This is a genomic window from Qipengyuania sp. (assembly GCF_965277845.1).
GTDB lineage: Bacteria > Pseudomonadota > Alphaproteobacteria > Sphingomonadales > Sphingomonadaceae > Qipengyuania.
The window spans coordinates 123062-138100 of record NZ_OZ255844.1 but is presented as its reverse complement, the minus strand read 5'-3'; the positions used below and the strand labels follow the sequence as shown (position 1 = coordinate 138100).

Here is a 15039-nt window from a genome sequence, read left to right as displayed (position 1 = left end):
TCATGCTCTCGGTACTGGACGGTTTGCGCAGATTCCTCACAACGCCCCGCAAACAGCTATCGCGTCATACGATGTATTCCCATCATCGCTGATGCCAGATGCTTCGCATCGCCTGTCGTTGCTACAGGAATCCGTAACGGTAGCCCATCGCTACAGCCGCAGCGAGGGTGGGGGCATCGAGCTTGCGCCGGATATTGGCGCAGTGATGATCGACTGTCGGTAAAGCGATAGACAACCGTTCGGCAATCCGATCCCGCCGCAATCCTTGGGAAAGCGCGCCCAATACGTCCTTTTCTCTCGGCGAGAGGCTCGAAAAACACCTGTCGGCATGCATGGCGAGGCGCGGATGGAGGTGCTCGATCAGCGCGAATGTAGCCACGAGCAAGTCGCAGGACATGTCCTGCGCATGGGCGCGGCTGCCGTGGTCACCGCCCAGTCCCAGCCCGAAATATTGCACGGTGCCCTCGCGTCCGCGCACGGCGGTCCGACCGACCAGTCCGACTGCGTCCTTCAGCCCCGCATCGGCGCACCCTCGAAGAACGGGTGCGGAGACGAGATCTTGCCCCTCCAGCTGCGGTACGAGCCAGTCGCCGAAACCGAAGCTCGAATAGGATCGCGTCTCGCTCAGCGCTTCCACTTGCCGTGCGACATAATCGTCGGCGGCCAGGCCGGCTGCGTTGTATTCCTCGAGCCAATATTCCGGCATGTTGGATGCAAAAAGGTCGGGCGCGCTCTCCTCGGCGCCGCCAAGCTCGACTAAACCGAAGTTATAGTACTCGATACCGGATGCATTGATGAAGGCGGCATATGCATCCAACACCTCGTCGAAGGTGAGTTTGGCCTCGCCAGCGCGCGATTCGAACAACGTCGACAGAAAACTCGCCAGGTGCGGCGGCACGAAATCTCCTCCCGGCAAGAGCCCTCGATGGGAGGAGATGTAGCGAAACGGAAGCGGCGCGTCGAATCAGCGGGTTAGGACGCTTCCATCTTGCGTTTCGCGCGCTTGCGCTCGTGCGGGTCGAGGATCGCCTTGCGCAGGCGGATGCTTTCGGGTGTTACCTCGACCATTTCGTCATCGTCGATATAGGCGATCGCCTGCTCCAGCGTCATCACGCGCGGCGGGGTCAGGCGGATGGCGTCGTCCTTGCCGGTCGAACGGAAGTTCGTCAGCTGCTTCGACTTCATCGGGTTGACTTCGAGATCGTCAGGCTTGGCGTTTTCGCCGATGATCATGCCCTCGTAGATCTTCGCCTGCGGGCGGATGAACAGCTCGCCACGGTCTTCCAGCGCGTTGAGCGCGTAGCCCACGGCTTCGCCCGGGACCATCGAGATGAGAACGCCGTTCTGGCGGCCTTCGATCGGCCCGCGATAGGTATCGTACTTTTCGAACAGGCGGTTCATGATGCCCGTGCCGCGCGTGTCGGACAGGAATTCGCCGTGGTAGCCGATCAGGCCGCGCGAGGGGGCGGAGAAGGTGATGCGGGTCTTACCCTGGCCCGAGGGGCGCATCTCGGTCAGCTCGGCCTTGCGGCGCTGCATCTTCTCCACGACCGTGCCCGAATGCTCGTCGTCGACGTCGATGACGACTGTTTCGAACGGCTCCATGCGCTGGCCGTTTTCCTCGCGGAACAGCACGCGTGGGCGGCTGATGCCGAGTTCGAAGCCCTCGCGACGCATCGTCTCGATCAGCACGCCGAGCTGGAGTTCGCCGCGGCCGGCGACCTCGAAGCTGTCCTTGTCGGCGCTTTCGGTGATGCGGATGGCGACATTGGTTTCCGCTTCGCGATAGAGACGATCGCGGATCATGCGGCTGGTGACCTTGCTGCCCTCGCGCCCGGCAAGCGGGCTGTCGTTGACCGAGAACTGCATGGCAAGCGTCGGCGGATCGATCGGCTGCGCTTCGATCGGTTCCTTCACCGCCGGATCGGCGATGGTGTTCGAGACGGTCGCCTTTTCGAGACCGGCGAGCGCGATGATGTCGCCCGCCTGCGCGCTGTCGACCGGTACGCGGTCGAGGCCGTCGAAGGACAGCAGCTTGGTCGCGCGGCCGACTTCGATGACGTTGCCGTCCGCGTCGAGCGCGTGGATCGGGTCGTTGACGTCGATCTTGCCCGACTGGACGCGGCCGGTGAGCACGCGGCCCATGAAATTGTCGCGGTCGAGCAGCGTGGCGAGGAAGCTGAACGGCGCTTCGGTGTCGAGGCCGGGTTCGGGCACGTGATCGACGATCAGCTTGAACAGCGGTTCGAGATTGCCCTCGCGGGCGTGCTCGTCTTCACTCGCATAGCCATCGCGGCCCGAGGCCCAGAGCGAGGGAAAGTCGAGCTGGTCGTCGTTGGCATCGAGCGAGGCGAACAGGTCGAACACTTCGTCCAGGACCGCCTGCGGGCGGGCATCGGACCGGTCGATCTTGTTGACCACCACGATCGGGCGCAGGCCGAGACCCAGCGCCTTGCCGGTGACGAACTTGGTCTGCGGCATCGGGCCTTCGGCGCTGTCGACCAGCAGGATGACGCCATCGACCATGCTCAGGATGCGCTCGACTTCGGCGCCGAAGTCGGCGTGGCCCGGCGTGTCGACGATATTGATACGCGTTCCGTTCCACTCGACGCTGGTGCACTTGGCGAGGATCGTGATCCCGCGTTCCTTTTCCAGATCGTTCGAATCCATCGCGCGCTCTTCGACGCGCTGGTTTTCGCGGAAGGTGCCCGATTGGCGGAAGAGCTGGTCGACGAGGGTGGTCTTGCCGTGGTCGACGTGGGCGATGATCGCCACGTTGCGCAGGTCGCGGGACATGGGTGTTTGCTTTCTATCAGGGTGTCGTAGCGTCAACGCGCAGGCGCGCTTCGCGTTTCGGGCGCGCCCCTAGCCCAGATGCTGCACTGCGGCAAGGCGCTGCGGTGTAACGCGAAAGGCACAGTCGTCGGATGAGCTTCTACGCTGGTCGGCTAAATACTTGAGAGGCCATGCGAGTCTGGTAACTCGCCGTGGCTTGCGTGATTTTGGGGACTGCGCAGCAGACCAAAAGACGTCTTGAGAGAAGAGGACCTTTCATGAAATTCATTACTTTCGGCCGCACTGCGACCGTTCGTACCGCCCTGCTTGCCGGCACCGCCGCGCTCGCGCTGCCCGCCGCTGCCCAGGCACAGGATGCCGCAACCGAGGCGGACGACACCGACGTCGAAGCGCCCGCCACCAGCAATGTCATCGTCGTGACCGCGACGAAGCGGGAGCAGACGCTGCAGGAAACCCCGGTCGCGGTCAGCGTGACCAGCGCCGAAACCATCGAACGCGCGCAGATCCGCGACGTCGCCGACCTCGCCACCGTGGTACCCTCTTTGCGCGTGAGCCAGAACCAGAGCTCGTTCGCGACCAGCTACTCGATCCGCGGCTTCGGCACCGACGGCAACAACATCGGCCTCGAACCCTCGGTCGCCATGTTCGTCGACGGCGTCTATCGCAGCCGTGCCGTTTCGCAGATTTCCGACCTCCCCGACATCCAGCGCGTCGAAGTGCTGCGCGGGCCCCAGTCGACCCTGTTCGGCAAGAACGCCAGCGCGGGCGTGATCTCGATCGTTACCAAGGAACCCGAGTTCGACTTCGGCGGCATGGTCGAGGCGAGTTACGGCAATTTCGATGCCATCGTGGCCAAGGGCTACGTGACCGGTCCGGTCAGCGATTCACTGGCCTTCAGCTTCGGCGCCGGCATCAACAAGCGCGACGGCTTCCTTACCAATGGCGTCAATGGTCAGGACATCAACGACCGTGACCGCTGGTTCACCCGCGGCCAGATGCTGTTCGACAACGGCGGCCCGCTGCGCGTCCGTGTGATTGCCGATTACGACCGTATCGAAGAGCGTTGCTGCGGTGTCGTAAACGTCGCACCCTCGGCGGAACTGGGCGCAATCCAGCTCCTCGGCGGACAGGTCAACGACTTCCGCAACAATCCCGATGGCGATGTCGTCTTCACCGATGTCGATCCGCTCAACGAGGTCGAGAACTACGGTATCTCGGGCCAGATCGATTACGAATTTGGCGCGCTGACGCTGACGTCCATCACCGCCTATCGCAACACCAGCCTGATGGCCGACCAGGACGTCGACTTCACCAGCCTTCCGGCGGTCACCGGTGCGAATATCGGCGACGCCGATATCGACACCTTCACCCAGGAACTGCGCATCGCGTCCGATTTCGACGGCCCGCTGAACTTCCTGATCGGCGGCTACTATTTCGACGAGCGCGTCGATACCTCGGACGACATCGTCTACGGACCCGGTTTCCGTCCCTTTGCCGACCTGCTGCTGCAGGGCGCCACCGGCGGAACGCAGAATGTCAACACGCTCGAAGCGACGCTTTCGGCGCTCAACGGCCAGAACTACACCGGCCAGTTCTTCGCTGCCGGCCAGGGCTTCTTCAACAACATCGTGCAGGATAACGAGGCCTATTCGTTCTTCGGCAATGTCGATTTCGAGATTACCGACCGGCTCGTTCTCACGCTTGGTGCGAACTACACCAAGGACAAGAAGCAGATCGTGACCAATTCGGTCAGCACCGATGTGTTCTCGAACATCGATCTGGTGGCTTCGGGCAATACGGCGATTACCCAGCAGGGTATCGCGGTCGGGGCCGGCCAGGCGCTCAACCTCGGTCGCCCGGCAACGGCTGCCGAAATCCAGGCGCTGATCGGCAATATCGGCCTTCCCGCCTTCAATCAGCTGATCGCCGGTCCGGCACAGGCCTTCGCCGATGCGAACGACACAAATCCCGCGGTCAACCCGCTGCTGGCGCTGACCCCGTTCCAGTTCCTGCCGCCGCTGCAGAACTGCCCGAACGCGGTGGAAGACTGCTCCACCAATGACGATGACTGGAGCTGGAACGTCCGCCTCGCCTATGAAATCTCGCCGACGCTCAACGTCTATGCGAGCTGGGCCACGGGCTACAAGGCGCCGAGCTTCAACCTGTCGCGCGACAGCCGTCCTCTCCCGGCCGACTTTGCCGCGCTTCAGGCAGCCGGGCTGGCGGTCACCAACCTGCGCCCCGGTACCCGCTTCGCCAATGCCGAAAATTCGGAAGTTTACGAAGTCGGCATCAAGGGCAATTGGGATCGCGCCGCCGCGAACCTGACCTTCTTCCAGCAGTCGATCGAGGATTTCCAGGCGAACACCTTCACCGGGACCTCCTTCATCCTGTCGAACGCGGGCAAGCAGGAAACCTTCGGCGTCGAGTTCGACGGCCAGTTCTACGCCAGCGACGAGCTGACGCTGAGCGTCGCGATGACCTATCTCGATGCGAAGTACGACAGCTTCGTCGCTTCGCCGGTCGGCGACCTTTCGGGTGAGCCGGTGGCCGGTGTGCCCGAACTGTCGGCCGTCTTCGGTGCGCAGTATGACAAGGAAGTCAATTCCAATGGCGACCGCATCATCCTGCGGGGCGATTTCTCCTATGCCTCGCCGGTGCAGGTGGTGGACGGGCTGACCAACTTCATCGTGGTCGACCCGGCAACGGGAGCGCGCGATTTCGGTCCGGCCCGCGCCGCTGCGGCTGCATTCAAGCGCGAGGTCAACAGCCTCAACGCTTCGCTGACCTACGCGTTCGACATGGGGCTGGAACTGACCGTTTGGGGCCGCAACCTGCTTGACGATCGCTTCCTCACCACGGTCTTCCCGGCGGTGGCGCAGGGGCAGGCGATTTCCGGCTACCCGAACCAGCCGCGCACCTACGGCGTGGCGGCGCGCTTCCGCTTCTGATCGGATAAGACAATTCGAAATGGGGAAGGGGGCTTTCGGGCCCCCTTTTCTTTTTGCCCACAGCGACCGAAGGCGCGAAGAACGCGGCATAGCCGGCGGAATTCGACCTTTGACCGAGCAGGAGCTGGAAAAAGCCAGCGCCCTGTGCCTGCGCTCCAAGGCGCATTGGGGCTACGATGCGGCATTCATGACCGCCTGCCGGGACGAACTGACCCTTCGGGCAGCGGATCTGGAGGGCGGATTGGCTGTCGGCCTGCGAGGGAACGGTGCGCTTGTGGGCGTCGCGCAAGTCACCGGAGTGGACGAAATCTGGGAACTTGAAAAACTCTTCGTCGATCCGCTGGCCATCGGTAGCGGCATCGGCAGGCGGCTATTCGCCTGGGCGGTGGAAGCCGTCGGTACTCGCGGCGGACAAATCCTGACAATTGCCGCGGATCCGCAAGCCGCCGAATTCTATCGCAGGATGGGCGCCGTCGATAGCGGGCACGTGGCTTCGGCGTCGATCCCCGGAAGGAGGCTCCCCCGCTTGCGTTACCGGATCGTGGTCGGAGGCTAGAGCGCCCGCAGCGCTTGTGCGGGCTTGGCCCGCAGCAGCGGCAGCGAGGCGCCTAGCGCGAACGCCAGGACGATCGCAATCCCAAGTCCCAGAACCGCAAGGATGACGCCCCAGTCGGGCAGCCAGTCGAATTCGAAAAGCTGGGTGACGACCAGCCAGGCGGCGACGCTTCCGATGCCGAGCGCGACCAGGGCGAGCGCCCCGGCAAGGACGACATATTCGATCAGCTGCATGACCAGAACCTGTCGCCGGTCCGCCCCGAGCACGCGCAGGACGACGGTATCGTAAGTCCGCGCCGCGCGCGCCGCTGCGATCGCCCCGAGCAGCACCGCGAGACCCGCCAGCACCGCGACGCTTGCCGCCGCGAGCGTAGCGAGGCCGACCTGTTCGAGGATCGTTCGCGCCTGTTCGAGCACGCCGCCGACCTCGATCACCGAGGTCGAAGGCAGTGCCGCGACCAGCGACTGGAGCAACGGCCCGGTGGGCGTTCCCCGGGTGAGCTCAACAGTGGCCGCGAGGTTGTGCGGTGCATCCTGAATCGCATTGGGGCTGAGTACGAAGACATAATTGAAGCCCAGGCTCTCCCAGTCGATCCGTCGCAGATTTGCGATCCTTGCGGTGCGTTCGACCCCGAGAACGCCGAAGGTGAGCATGTCGCCCACTTCGAGCCCGGCAGCATCGGCAAATTCCTCGTCCACCGACACCAGCGGTTCGCCCTCGTAGAACGGCCCCCACCATTCGCCTTCGGTCAATTCGTTGCCTTCGGGAAGCGTGTCGGAATAGGTCAGCCCGCGCTCGCCGCGCAGCGCCCAGGCGCCGTCGGGGATTTCCTCGAGATCGAGCGTGCGGGTCATGTCGCCCTCGGGTCCGAAGGCGAGGACGGAACCGCGCAATGCAGGCACCGTGCGCCAGTCGGCATCGGGATCGGCCTGGCGCACCAGTGTTTCGAATTCGGTCACCTGGTCGCGCGGTATGTCGAGTACGAAATAGTCTGGTGCGCGGTCGGGTACGCGCTTGGCGATATTGCCGTCGATTGCGCTCTGCACGGCTGCCAGTAGCACGAAGGCAGCGAGGCCGAAGCCGAGCGCGGTTACCAGCGCACCTGTCGATGAGCCTGGCCGGTGAAGATTGGCAAGCGCGTTGCGGGCCACCGGGCTTTGCGGACGGGGCAGCGCGCCCGCCAGCTTGCGGATGCCGAGGCCGAGCAGCGCGAGGAGGGCGAGAACCCCAGCGGCTCCCGCCAGGAATCCTCCGGACAGCAAGGGATTCTCGGCAGTGAGCAGCGCCAGTGCGACGATTGCCGCCAGGCCGCCGCCCACGAGAATAAGCGCCTGCGGGTCGCGGGCCAGCGGGGCGACGCGGGCGCGCATCAAGGCCATCGCGGGGAAATGCCGCGCACGCAGCAGGGGCGGGGCCGCAAAGACCAGCGCGACCAGCATGCCGTAAGCCAGCGCCAGCAGGATCGCGCCGGGATCGAGCACCAGGCCACTCGATACGGGAAGCAGACCTTGCAACGCAGTCGCAAGCAAGGGCACGAGGGCAACGCCGACCGCGATCCCCGCAAGGCTGCCGACGAGCGAGGCGGCGACGATCTGCAGCGCATATATGCGCGCGATATCGCCGCTCGATGCGCCGAGGATCTTCAGCGTGGCGATGCCCTGACGCCGGGCGTCGAGATAGGACGTCACGCCCCCGCCGATGCCGATTCCGGCAATCACCAGCGCGGCAAGCCCGACGAGCGTGAGGAATTCACCCATGCGATCGACGAAGCGATCGGTGCCCGGCGCCGCGCGTTCGGCGGTATCGATATCGAAGCCTTGCGCGGGAAACTGTTCCTCGAGCGCGTTGCGGGTTTCGCGGATGTCGCGATTGTCCGAAAAGCGGACCCGGGTCTTGGTCTGGTACATCGATCCCGGCGCGATTAGCCCGGCGCGCACGGGAAGATCCTGCGCGACGATGATAGTGGGGCCGAGCTGAAAGCCTTCGCTTAGCCGATCGGGCTCGTTCGCGACGATCCCGCCTACGCCAAGCGTTGCGCTCCCGATGGTGATCCTGTCGCCAGGCGTCACACCCAGCCGGTCTGCCGCGCCGGGCGACAGCCAGGCCTCGTCCTGCCGTGGCGAGCCGACCGAGCGCCCGTCTTCGAGCGTCAATTCCCCATAGAGCGGGTAGGCCGCGTCGACCGCCTTCAGTTCGATCGGCGCGGCCTGGTCGCCGTAGCGCGCCATGGCCTGCATGCGGATACCGGCGGACACGTCGCCCAATTCGTCGAGCGCCGCGCGTTCCTCTTCGTTGAGGCCGCGCTGCCACAATTCGACCTGGAGGTCTCCGCCGAGATATTCGCGCCCATTCGCCTCGATCTCGCGTTCGATGGCGGCGGTCAGCGACCCGATCGCGGCTAGCGCGCCGGTACCGAGAAACAGGCATACGAGCAGGAGCCGAAGTCCCCGGAAGCGCGCGTTCAGGTCGCGCCGTGCGATGCGCCAGGCGGTCGCCCAGCTCATGCGGCGTCCTTGGCCGACAGGGTATCGCTGACGATACGGCCATCGGCGAGCTGGAGCACGCGCTCGCAATGCTCGGCCAGTTCGGGGTCATGTGTGATGACCAGCAGCGTGGCGCCGGTTTCCGCGCGGCGGTCGAAGAGCAGTTCGACGATCTCGTGACCGGTGCCGGCATCGAGGTTGCCCGTCGGCTCGTCGGCGAAAATCAGGTCCGGGCGCGGGGCGATCGCTCGCGCGATGGCCACGCGCTGCTGCTCGCCGCCCGAAAGCTGCTGCGGGTAGTGGTCGAGCCGGTGGCCGAGGCCAACGGCCTCGAGCTCCGCCCTGGCGCGCGCCTGCGCATCGGTTTCGCCTGCCAGCTCCATCGGCGTGGCGACGTTTTCGAGTGCGGTCATGGTCGGCAGCAGGTGAAACGCCTGCAGCACAATCCCGATGCGTCCGCGCCGCGCATGGGCCAGCGCGTCTTCATCCATCGCGGCAAAATCCTCGTTTGCAACCAGCAGGCTGCCTCCGCTCGCGCGTTCGAGACCGGAAAGCACCGCCATCAGCGAACTCTTGCCGGATCCGGACGGACCGAGCAGCGCCACGGTCGAGCCGAGCGCGATATCGAGATCGATCCCGCGCAGGATATCGACCGGCGCTTCTGCGGTGCCGAGGGTGAGGGTGAGGTTGCGGGCGGAAATCGCGGCTTGAGAGTTTGTCACGAGCCTGCGATGGCATGAGGCCCGAATTTGCACAAGGAAACTCGCCGATGCTGCTACGGCATTTGTCGATAATGGTAATCGCTTTCTCTCTGGCTGCATGCGGCAATTCAGGGGATGTCGCCGAGGCACCGGCCACCGAGATTGCCGGGGCCGAAGCAGACACCATTACCGAGATCGCAGTCGAGGGGCCGGAGCGTCGCATCCTCGCATTCGGCGACAGTCTGTTTGCCGGATACGGTCTGGAGGAGCAGCAGGGGTACCCCGAGCAGCTCGAGGACGCCATGCGGGCGCGGGGCATCAATGCGAGGGTGATCGATGCCGGCGTTTCGGGCGACACGAGCGCTGCGGGACGCCAGCGCCTCGCATTCACGCTCGATGCACAGGCGACGAAGCCCGACCTCGTCATTCTCGAGCTGGGCGGCAACGACATGTTGCGCGGGATCCAGCCCGATCAGACCCGCGCCAATTTCGAAGCGATGCTCGAGGAATTGCGCGATCGCGAGATCCCGGTGTTGCTTATGGGCATGCGCTCTCCGCCGAATTACGGCGAGCAGTATCAGCGGCAGTTCGACGCCCTTTATGGCGAACTGGCGCAGGAATACGGCGCGGCGCTGGTGCCGTTCTGGCTCGAGAGTATCTACGAGGACCAGAACCTGTTCCTCGACGATCGCATCCACCCGACCGCCGAAGGTATCACCGAGCTGGTCGAGGATACGGTGGACGATGTCGAAGCGGCGCTGCCGCCGACCGGTTAGGCGCGCTCCACGGCTCCGGCTCTTACACGCCAGACGGCGGCTTCACCCGCTATCGTGCTGAAGGGAGCGGGCTCGGTACCCGTCATCCACACCTGAGAGCCGTTCCGGCGCAATTGGTCGAACAAGGCGGCGCGGCGCACGGGATCGAGATGCGCGGCCACTTCGTCGAGCAGGAGCAATCCTGCCCGCCCCTGCGCGGCGAGGCCTGCATGCGCGAGCGTCATCGCCACCAGCATCGCCTTCTGCTCGCCGGTCGAGCTTTGCGCCGCGGGCACGCGCTTGGCGGCATGAACCACCTCGAGCTCGTCGCGATGCGGACCCGACAGCGTCCGCTGTGCGGCCCGGTCGCGCTTGCGATTGTCGTATAGCGCCTGACTGAGGCCGTCGGCATGGTCGGGCGCGCCCGGGTTGTAGGTGAGGGCGGGACGGGCGAAAGGATCGGCTGGCATTTCCGCAAGCCGCACCGCCAGCGTCTCGACCAAACGTGCACGGCCCTGCATCAACGCCGAGCCGTGCTGGACCATCTGCGCCTCGATCGCATCGAGCCAGGCGCTTTCGGGTTCGCGCATGTCGGAAAGCAGGCGGTTGCGTTCGCGCAAGGCCGCTTCGTAGCGTGCGGCGTGGCTCGCATGTCCCGGATCGAGCGCGAGGGCAAGGCGATCCATATAACGCCGCCGGTCGCTTGCGGGTCCGGTAAACAGCCCGTCCATCGCCGGGGTGAGCCAGGTCACTGCCAGCCATTCGCCGAGACTGGTAGCGCTGCTCTCCGCCCCATTAATCCGCACACGGCGGCGACCGGGATTGGCGCCTTCGGAGTAAGTTGCCAGGCGCACGGATTCGTCGTCTTGCTGCGCCAGGCTCGCCCCGATCCCGAAACCCGTCTCGCTCCCGCTACGGACCATGTCGGCGAGCGCCGCGCGGCGCAGTCCGCGACCGGGCGCGAGCAGCGAAAGCGCCTCGAGCACATTGGTCTTGCCCGCGCCGTTTTCGCCCACCAGCAGGTTGAACTGCGCGGTCTCGCCCATCTCGGTCGCGGCGTGGTTGCGGAAGTCGGTCAGGGAGATGCGGTCGAGCGCCATGTGAGTGACGGGCGATAGCGGGCGCACGCAGCCATCGCTACTCGAAAGGCCATTTTCCAATATTTGGGAAATTTTCCCAACCTTTCGGATTGCTGAACGAGTTCCTGCGTGGGTGTTCATAGGAGAATGGCTGATTTCTGCGGTTTTTAGAGTTTGGCACGCCCATTGCATCGTATGGGGCAACCCGGATGGTCCGGGGAAAACAAGCCAAGGTTCAAGGAGTTACCAAATGTCCGTCTTCAAAAATGCCAGCAACCGTGCACTCGCCGCCGTCTTCGCTCTCAGCGTCTCGGCAATGTTCATGGCCGCAGCCATCGTCCCCGCAAGCCCCGCCGGCCTCATCGCCTGATCGGCCGTCTAACCCATCCCATCAAATCAAAAGGAAAGGAATTATGTTCAACTCGGAAAACGGCAGCAAGCTCTTCGCAGCTGCCTTCTCGCTGGCCATATCGGCGGCCTTCTTCGCCACGGCCATCATCCCCGCCTCGCCGAATGGACTGGTAGCATGAACGATCTCAAATTCCGCGAAAACGACCACGCCGTCCGTCCCACCAAGCGCTTCGCGCTCGACCGCAGCGACGGCAAGTTGCTGGGTGTCTGCTCCGGCATCGCCCGCTACTTCGGGATCGACGCCACCTGGGTCCGCCTGGGCTTCGTCGCAGGAACGCTGCTCGGTTTCGGCAGCTTCATCCTGATCTATCTGGCAATCGCGCTGATTGCCGACTGAGCACGGCCACTCGCCAGACCGACCCGGTTTTCATGGGGCGGTCGTGCCCACAAATCGATGAGAGAACCGGGAGGGGCCTGATCGGCCCCTCTCTTGATTCTACATGGCCGAGATGCCGCCATCGAGCTTAAGCTCGGCACCGGTCATGAAGCGGCTTTCGTCGCTCGCCAGATAGACCACGGCATTGGCGATATCGTTCGGCTCGCCGACGAATTTGAGCGGGATCTGCCGCGCCAGCTTGTCCATCAGCACGCCCTTGTCGAGATTGTGATGCTTGGCGGTCCCGTCGAGAATCGGCGTATCGACAAAGGTCGGATGCACCGAATTGCAGCGGATCTGCATGTTGTTCTTGGCGCAGTGCAGCGCGATCGACTTCGACAGCATCCATACCGACGCCTTGCTGGCATTATAGGCGGGCATGGTGTCGCTGGCGATCAGCCCGGCGATGCTCGAGATGTTGACGATTGATCCCGGTGCATGCTCGCGCATCAGCGGCAGCGCCTTCTGGCAGCCGTGGAAAATCGAATCCACATTGATCGCGAAACAGCGCTTCCAGTCGTCGAAATCGCAAGTCTCGATATTGCCGGCGACGCCGATCCCGGCATTGTTGACCAGCACGTTGAGACCGCCGAGCTGTTCGCGCGCGGCATCGACCGCGACTTCCCAGGCGTGCGGGTCGGTGACGTCATGCGCGATAGAAAAGGCGGTGCCATCGCCCAGCGCCTCGTTGATCAGGCTGGCGGTTTCCGCTGCGCCTTCGCCGTTGATGTCGGTACACAGCACCCGCGCGCCCTCTTCGGCCAACCGCGTCGCATGGGCGCGCCCAAGCCCCTGCGCCGCACCCGTAACCAGTGCCAGCTTGCCTTCGCAACGTCCCGTCATTTTCTCTCTCCCTCCAGCAGATCGACCGATGCGAGCAGCATGGCGATCCGTACATCCACCCCGTGACCCATGGCGCGCCAGCGGGCAACAAATTCCGCAAGCCCGGAACGGGGAATACGATGCACAACGATGTCTTCACTTTCGGTTCCGCCGCCTTCGCCGACCTTGGTCAGGCCATGCGCGCGAAGCAGCGTGAAGCTTTCGCTGACCATGCCGGGCGAGGAGAAGAAACTGCCGAGGTTTTCGAACCGTGCAGCACGGTAGCCGGTTTCTTCTTCCAGCTCGCGACCGGCGGCGACTTCTGCGCTTTCGTCGCTTTGTCCATCATCGTCGCCGATCAGGCCGGCAGGAATTTCGAGGCAGATACGGCCCAAAGGGACGCGGTATTGGCTGACAAGGATGACGTGGTCCTGATCGTCGATGGCGATGATCGCGGCGGCGCGGATACCCCGGGACCGGGATGCATATTCCCACCGTCCCCGCTTTTTCGCGGTAACGAACTTGCCCTGCCACATGACGTCTTCGGGCAGGTCGGCATCCGGATCGCGCCCCGGCTGGGCGATGGGTTCACTCATGGACGCGGCGTCTAGACCTCGATCAGCCTGTCGGGCAACTCGTTCTGGTCGTCCTCTGCGCGCGGGAAATGTTCGGACAGGACCTTGCCGACGTCGCGCACGCCCGCAGCGAGCCCCTCGGCGATGCGGCCTTCTTTGATCTCCGCCAGCATGTCCGCCATCGCCTCGCCCCACACCTCTGCAGGGACCTTTTCGGCGATCGGCTGGTCGGCGACGATCTCGGCGCGGTGTTCGCGCATCGAAAGATAGAGCAGCACTCCGGTGCGGCCGTGCGTGCGGCGTTCCGCGCCGACCTTGAAGTGCTTGATAGCGCGAGCATGCACGCGCGCGGTTTTCACCGGCCCAGGAGTCAAGGCAAAGCGCAGCGGGGCCCAGCTCAGCAGCAGCCAGCCCAGCGCGAAGGCGACGAGCCCCAGGGCGATGGTCATGCTGGCGACTTCGCCGGTGGTCCATTCATGCATCCATCCGCCGATCAGCGAATCCCACAGATCCATGAAGGGCTGGGGCAGCATCGCGAACAGACTCATGGCGGAAAAGGCAAGCGCAGCCGCCCACACCAGTACGACATCGGAATAGCCGTCGCTGTGGTCGGCGAGCACGGTGACGATCTCGCCGCTGGTGGTGAGCTCAGCCTCGGCTACCGCGTCCGAAACTATCTTGTGATCGGCTTGTGAAAGATAGGCCATTACCACCCCCCGGAGGCGCCACCGCCCCCGAAACTGCCGCCGCCGCCGGAGAAACCGCCGAAGCCGCCTCCGCCACCGAAGCCGCCGCCTCCGCCGCCCCAATCGTCATCGGTGAGGCCGCGGGCGATCGCCTTGCCGGCTTCCCACAGAATGATGTCGCCCACGACACCGCCCACGCCTCCGCGACGATAGCGCCGCCGCCGGCCGCGGCCGAGCATCGGCAGGACGAAAAAGAAGAAAATGAAGGCGAGCCAGATCAGCGCGCCGATAGGAAAGCCGCCCTCGTTCTCCCGCGCTTCGCTGCGCTCCTGCGCAATGCGTGCAGCTTCTTCGGGTGGCAGTTCCAGCTGGGTTATGATCTGATCCGCACCCCAAGCGATTCCGGCGGAATAGTCGTCATCGCGGAAGTACGGCTTCATTCCCTCGACATATTCGAAGGCGAGTCCGTCGGGGATGATCCCCTCCAGCCCATAGCCGACCTCGATGCGCATCATGCGCTCATTGGGTGCGACGATGAGCAGGATGCCGTCATCGTTCTCGGCATCGCCCAGCGCCCATTCGCGGCCGAGGCGATAGCCGTAGTCGGAGATCTCGTACCCCTGAAGGTCGGGAATCGTCGCGATGACGAATTGCCGCTGACTGCGCTCCTCGAAGGCATCGAGTTTCTCGGTCAGTGCCGCCTCGGTCGCCTCGTCGATGATATTGGCCGCATCGACGACCGGTGCGGTGCCGCGCTCGGGGAAGTCCTGCGCGGCGGCGGGCTGGGCAAGACCCAGCACCGCGGCCAGCGGCAAGATCAGACGGGATAGTATGCGCATCGGTGCGCC

The 15039-nt window shown here is 64.4% G+C and carries 15 protein-coding genes; 6 read left to right on the top strand and 9 right to left on the bottom strand.

Translation table 11 applies throughout. From position 1 onward, the window contains the following. Nucleotides 1-121: 121 nt before the first annotated feature. Both ACQY4G_RS00730 and typA read right to left on the bottom strand, forming a co-directional pair. On the bottom strand, nt 122-865 hold the full coding sequence (locus tag ACQY4G_RS00730) for a LuxR C-terminal-related transcriptional regulator (RefSeq protein WP_421992328.1): 744 nt from the start codon (nt 863-865) through the stop codon (nt 122-124). Nucleotides 866-972: 107 nt separating this feature from the next. Then, complete coding sequence (gene typA / locus ACQY4G_RS00725; RefSeq protein ID WP_421992326.1) at nt 973-2796, bottom strand: translational GTPase TypA; 1824 nt, start codon at nt 2794-2796, stop codon at nt 973-975. Between the two features lie 257 nt (nt 2797-3053). Between typA and ACQY4G_RS00720 the strand changes: the two genes are divergently transcribed. Together ACQY4G_RS00720 and ACQY4G_RS00715 are read left to right on the top strand one after the other, a co-directional pair. Next, nucleotides 3054-5747: a TonB-dependent receptor gene (locus ACQY4G_RS00720; RefSeq protein ID WP_421992324.1), complete on the top strand. Its 2694-nt coding sequence runs from the start codon at nt 3054-3056 to the stop codon at nt 5745-5747. A gap of 109 nt (nt 5748-5856) precedes the next feature. Then, on the top strand, nt 5857-6303 hold the full coding sequence (locus ACQY4G_RS00715; RefSeq protein WP_421992322.1) for a GNAT family N-acetyltransferase: 447 nt from the start codon (nt 5857-5859) through the stop codon (nt 6301-6303). Here ACQY4G_RS00715 and ACQY4G_RS00710 read toward each other — a convergent pair. Then, on the bottom strand, nt 6300-8807 hold the full coding sequence (locus ACQY4G_RS00710) for an ABC transporter permease (RefSeq protein WP_421992320.1): 2508 nt from the start codon (nt 8805-8807) through the stop codon (nt 6300-6302). The genes ACQY4G_RS00715 and ACQY4G_RS00710 overlap by 4 nt on opposite strands. After that, the gene (locus tag ACQY4G_RS00705) at nt 8804-9508 is read right to left on the bottom strand and encodes an ABC transporter ATP-binding protein (protein ID WP_421992318.1); all 705 of its coding nucleotides are present in this window, start codon (nt 9506-9508) and stop codon (nt 8804-8806) included. Before ACQY4G_RS00705 ends, ACQY4G_RS00710 begins: the two co-directional genes overlap by 4 nt. 47 nt (nt 9509-9555) lie before the next feature. On the opposite strand from ACQY4G_RS00705, the gene ACQY4G_RS00700 reads away from it, so the two are divergent. Next, entirely contained in the window at nt 9556-10263 is a 708-nt protein-coding gene (locus tag ACQY4G_RS00700; protein ID WP_421992316.1) for an arylesterase, read from the top strand. Here ACQY4G_RS00700 and recF read toward each other — a convergent pair. Then, the gene (recF, locus tag ACQY4G_RS00695; protein ID WP_421993532.1) at nt 10260-11342 is read right to left on the bottom strand and encodes a DNA replication/repair protein RecF; all 1083 of its coding nucleotides are present in this window, start codon (nt 11340-11342) and stop codon (nt 10260-10262) included. The two genes, ACQY4G_RS00700 and recF, sit on opposite strands and share 4 nt — an antisense overlap. 229 nt (nt 11343-11571) lie before the next feature. Here recF and ACQY4G_RS00690 point away from each other — a divergent pair, with 229 nt between their 5' ends. Genes ACQY4G_RS00690 through ACQY4G_RS00680 form a run of 3 tightly spaced genes read left to right on the top strand, consistent with a single transcriptional unit; the run spans nt 11572 to nt 12069 of the window. Further along, nucleotides 11572-11691, top strand: a complete 120-nt coding sequence (locus ACQY4G_RS00690; RefSeq protein WP_421992314.1) for a recombination protein F — start codon at nt 11572-11574, stop codon at nt 11689-11691. 43 nt (nt 11692-11734) lie between these two features. Next, nucleotides 11735-11851: a recombination protein F gene (locus ACQY4G_RS00685; RefSeq protein ID WP_198147703.1), complete on the top strand. Its 117-nt coding sequence runs from the start codon at nt 11735-11737 to the stop codon at nt 11849-11851. After that, nucleotides 11848-12069: a PspC domain-containing protein gene (locus ACQY4G_RS00680; RefSeq protein ID WP_421992312.1), complete on the top strand. Its 222-nt coding sequence runs from the start codon at nt 11848-11850 to the stop codon at nt 12067-12069. Before ACQY4G_RS00685 ends, ACQY4G_RS00680 begins: the two co-directional genes overlap by 4 nt. Nucleotides 12070-12168: 99 nt before the next feature. On the opposite strand, the gene ACQY4G_RS00675 is transcribed toward ACQY4G_RS00680, so the two are convergent. Genes ACQY4G_RS00675 through ACQY4G_RS00660 form a run of 4 tightly spaced genes read right to left on the bottom strand, consistent with a single transcriptional unit; the run spans nt 12169 to nt 15030 of the window. Then, nucleotides 12169-12951 (bottom strand): SDR family oxidoreductase, encoded by a 783-nt coding sequence (locus ACQY4G_RS00675; RefSeq protein WP_421992310.1) that lies wholly within the window; start codon nt 12949-12951, stop codon nt 12169-12171. Continuing rightward, nucleotides 12948-13526 carry an NUDIX hydrolase gene (locus tag ACQY4G_RS00670; RefSeq protein ID WP_421992308.1) on the bottom strand — a complete coding sequence of 193 codons (579 nt, stop codon included), beginning with the start codon at nt 13524-13526 and terminating at the stop codon, nt 12948-12950. The genes ACQY4G_RS00675 and ACQY4G_RS00670 overlap by 4 nt, the downstream gene beginning before the upstream one ends. 11 nt (nt 13527-13537) lie before the next feature. Next, nucleotides 13538-14212 (bottom strand): TPM domain-containing protein, encoded by a 675-nt coding sequence (locus ACQY4G_RS00665; protein ID WP_421992306.1) that lies wholly within the window; start codon nt 14210-14212, stop codon nt 13538-13540. Then, the gene (locus tag ACQY4G_RS00660; protein ID WP_421992304.1) at nt 14212-15030 is read right to left on the bottom strand and encodes a TPM domain-containing protein; all 819 of its coding nucleotides are present in this window, start codon (nt 15028-15030) and stop codon (nt 14212-14214) included. Before ACQY4G_RS00660 ends, ACQY4G_RS00665 begins: the two co-directional genes overlap by 1 nt. Between the last annotated feature and the right edge of the window lie 9 nt (nt 15031-15039).

What these genes read in the sequence shown, in the direction of transcription:
- ACQY4G_RS00700 (WP_421992316.1), top strand. Translation starts at nt 9,556, where the DNA reads ATGCTGCTACGGCATTTGTCGATAATGGTAATCGCTTTCTCTCTGGCT.
- ACQY4G_RS00690 (WP_421992314.1), top strand. Translation starts at nt 11,572, where the DNA reads ATGTCCGTCTTCAAAAATGCCAGCAACCGTGCACTCGCCGCCGTCTTC.
- typA (WP_421992326.1), bottom strand. Translation starts at nt 2,796, where the DNA reads ATGTCCCGCGACCTGCGCAACGTGGCGATCATCGCCCACGTCGACCAC.
- ACQY4G_RS00720 (WP_421992324.1), top strand. Translation starts at nt 3,054, where the DNA reads ATGAAATTCATTACTTTCGGCCGCACTGCGACCGTTCGTACCGCCCTG.
- ACQY4G_RS00675 (WP_421992310.1), bottom strand. Translation starts at nt 12,951, where the DNA reads ATGACGGGACGTTGCGAAGGCAAGCTGGCACTGGTTACGGGTGCGGCG.
- ACQY4G_RS00665 (WP_421992306.1), bottom strand. Translation starts at nt 14,212, where the DNA reads ATGGCCTATCTTTCACAAGCCGATCACAAGATAGTTTCGGACGCGGTA.
- ACQY4G_RS00680 (WP_421992312.1), top strand. Translation starts at nt 11,848, where the DNA reads ATGAACGATCTCAAATTCCGCGAAAACGACCACGCCGTCCGTCCCACC.
- ACQY4G_RS00670 (WP_421992308.1), bottom strand. Translation starts at nt 13,526, where the DNA reads ATGAGTGAACCCATCGCCCAGCCGGGGCGCGATCCGGATGCCGACCTG.
- ACQY4G_RS00660 (WP_421992304.1), bottom strand. Translation starts at nt 15,030, where the DNA reads ATGCGCATACTATCCCGTCTGATCTTGCCGCTGGCCGCGGTGCTGGGT.
- ACQY4G_RS00685 (WP_198147703.1), top strand. Translation starts at nt 11,735, where the DNA reads ATGTTCAACTCGGAAAACGGCAGCAAGCTCTTCGCAGCTGCCTTCTCG.
- recF (WP_421993532.1), bottom strand. Translation starts at nt 11,342, where the DNA reads ATGGCGCTCGACCGCATCTCCCTGACCGACTTCCGCAACCACGCCGCG.
- ACQY4G_RS00710 (WP_421992320.1), bottom strand. Translation starts at nt 8,807, where the DNA reads ATGAGCTGGGCGACCGCCTGGCGCATCGCACGGCGCGACCTGAACGCG.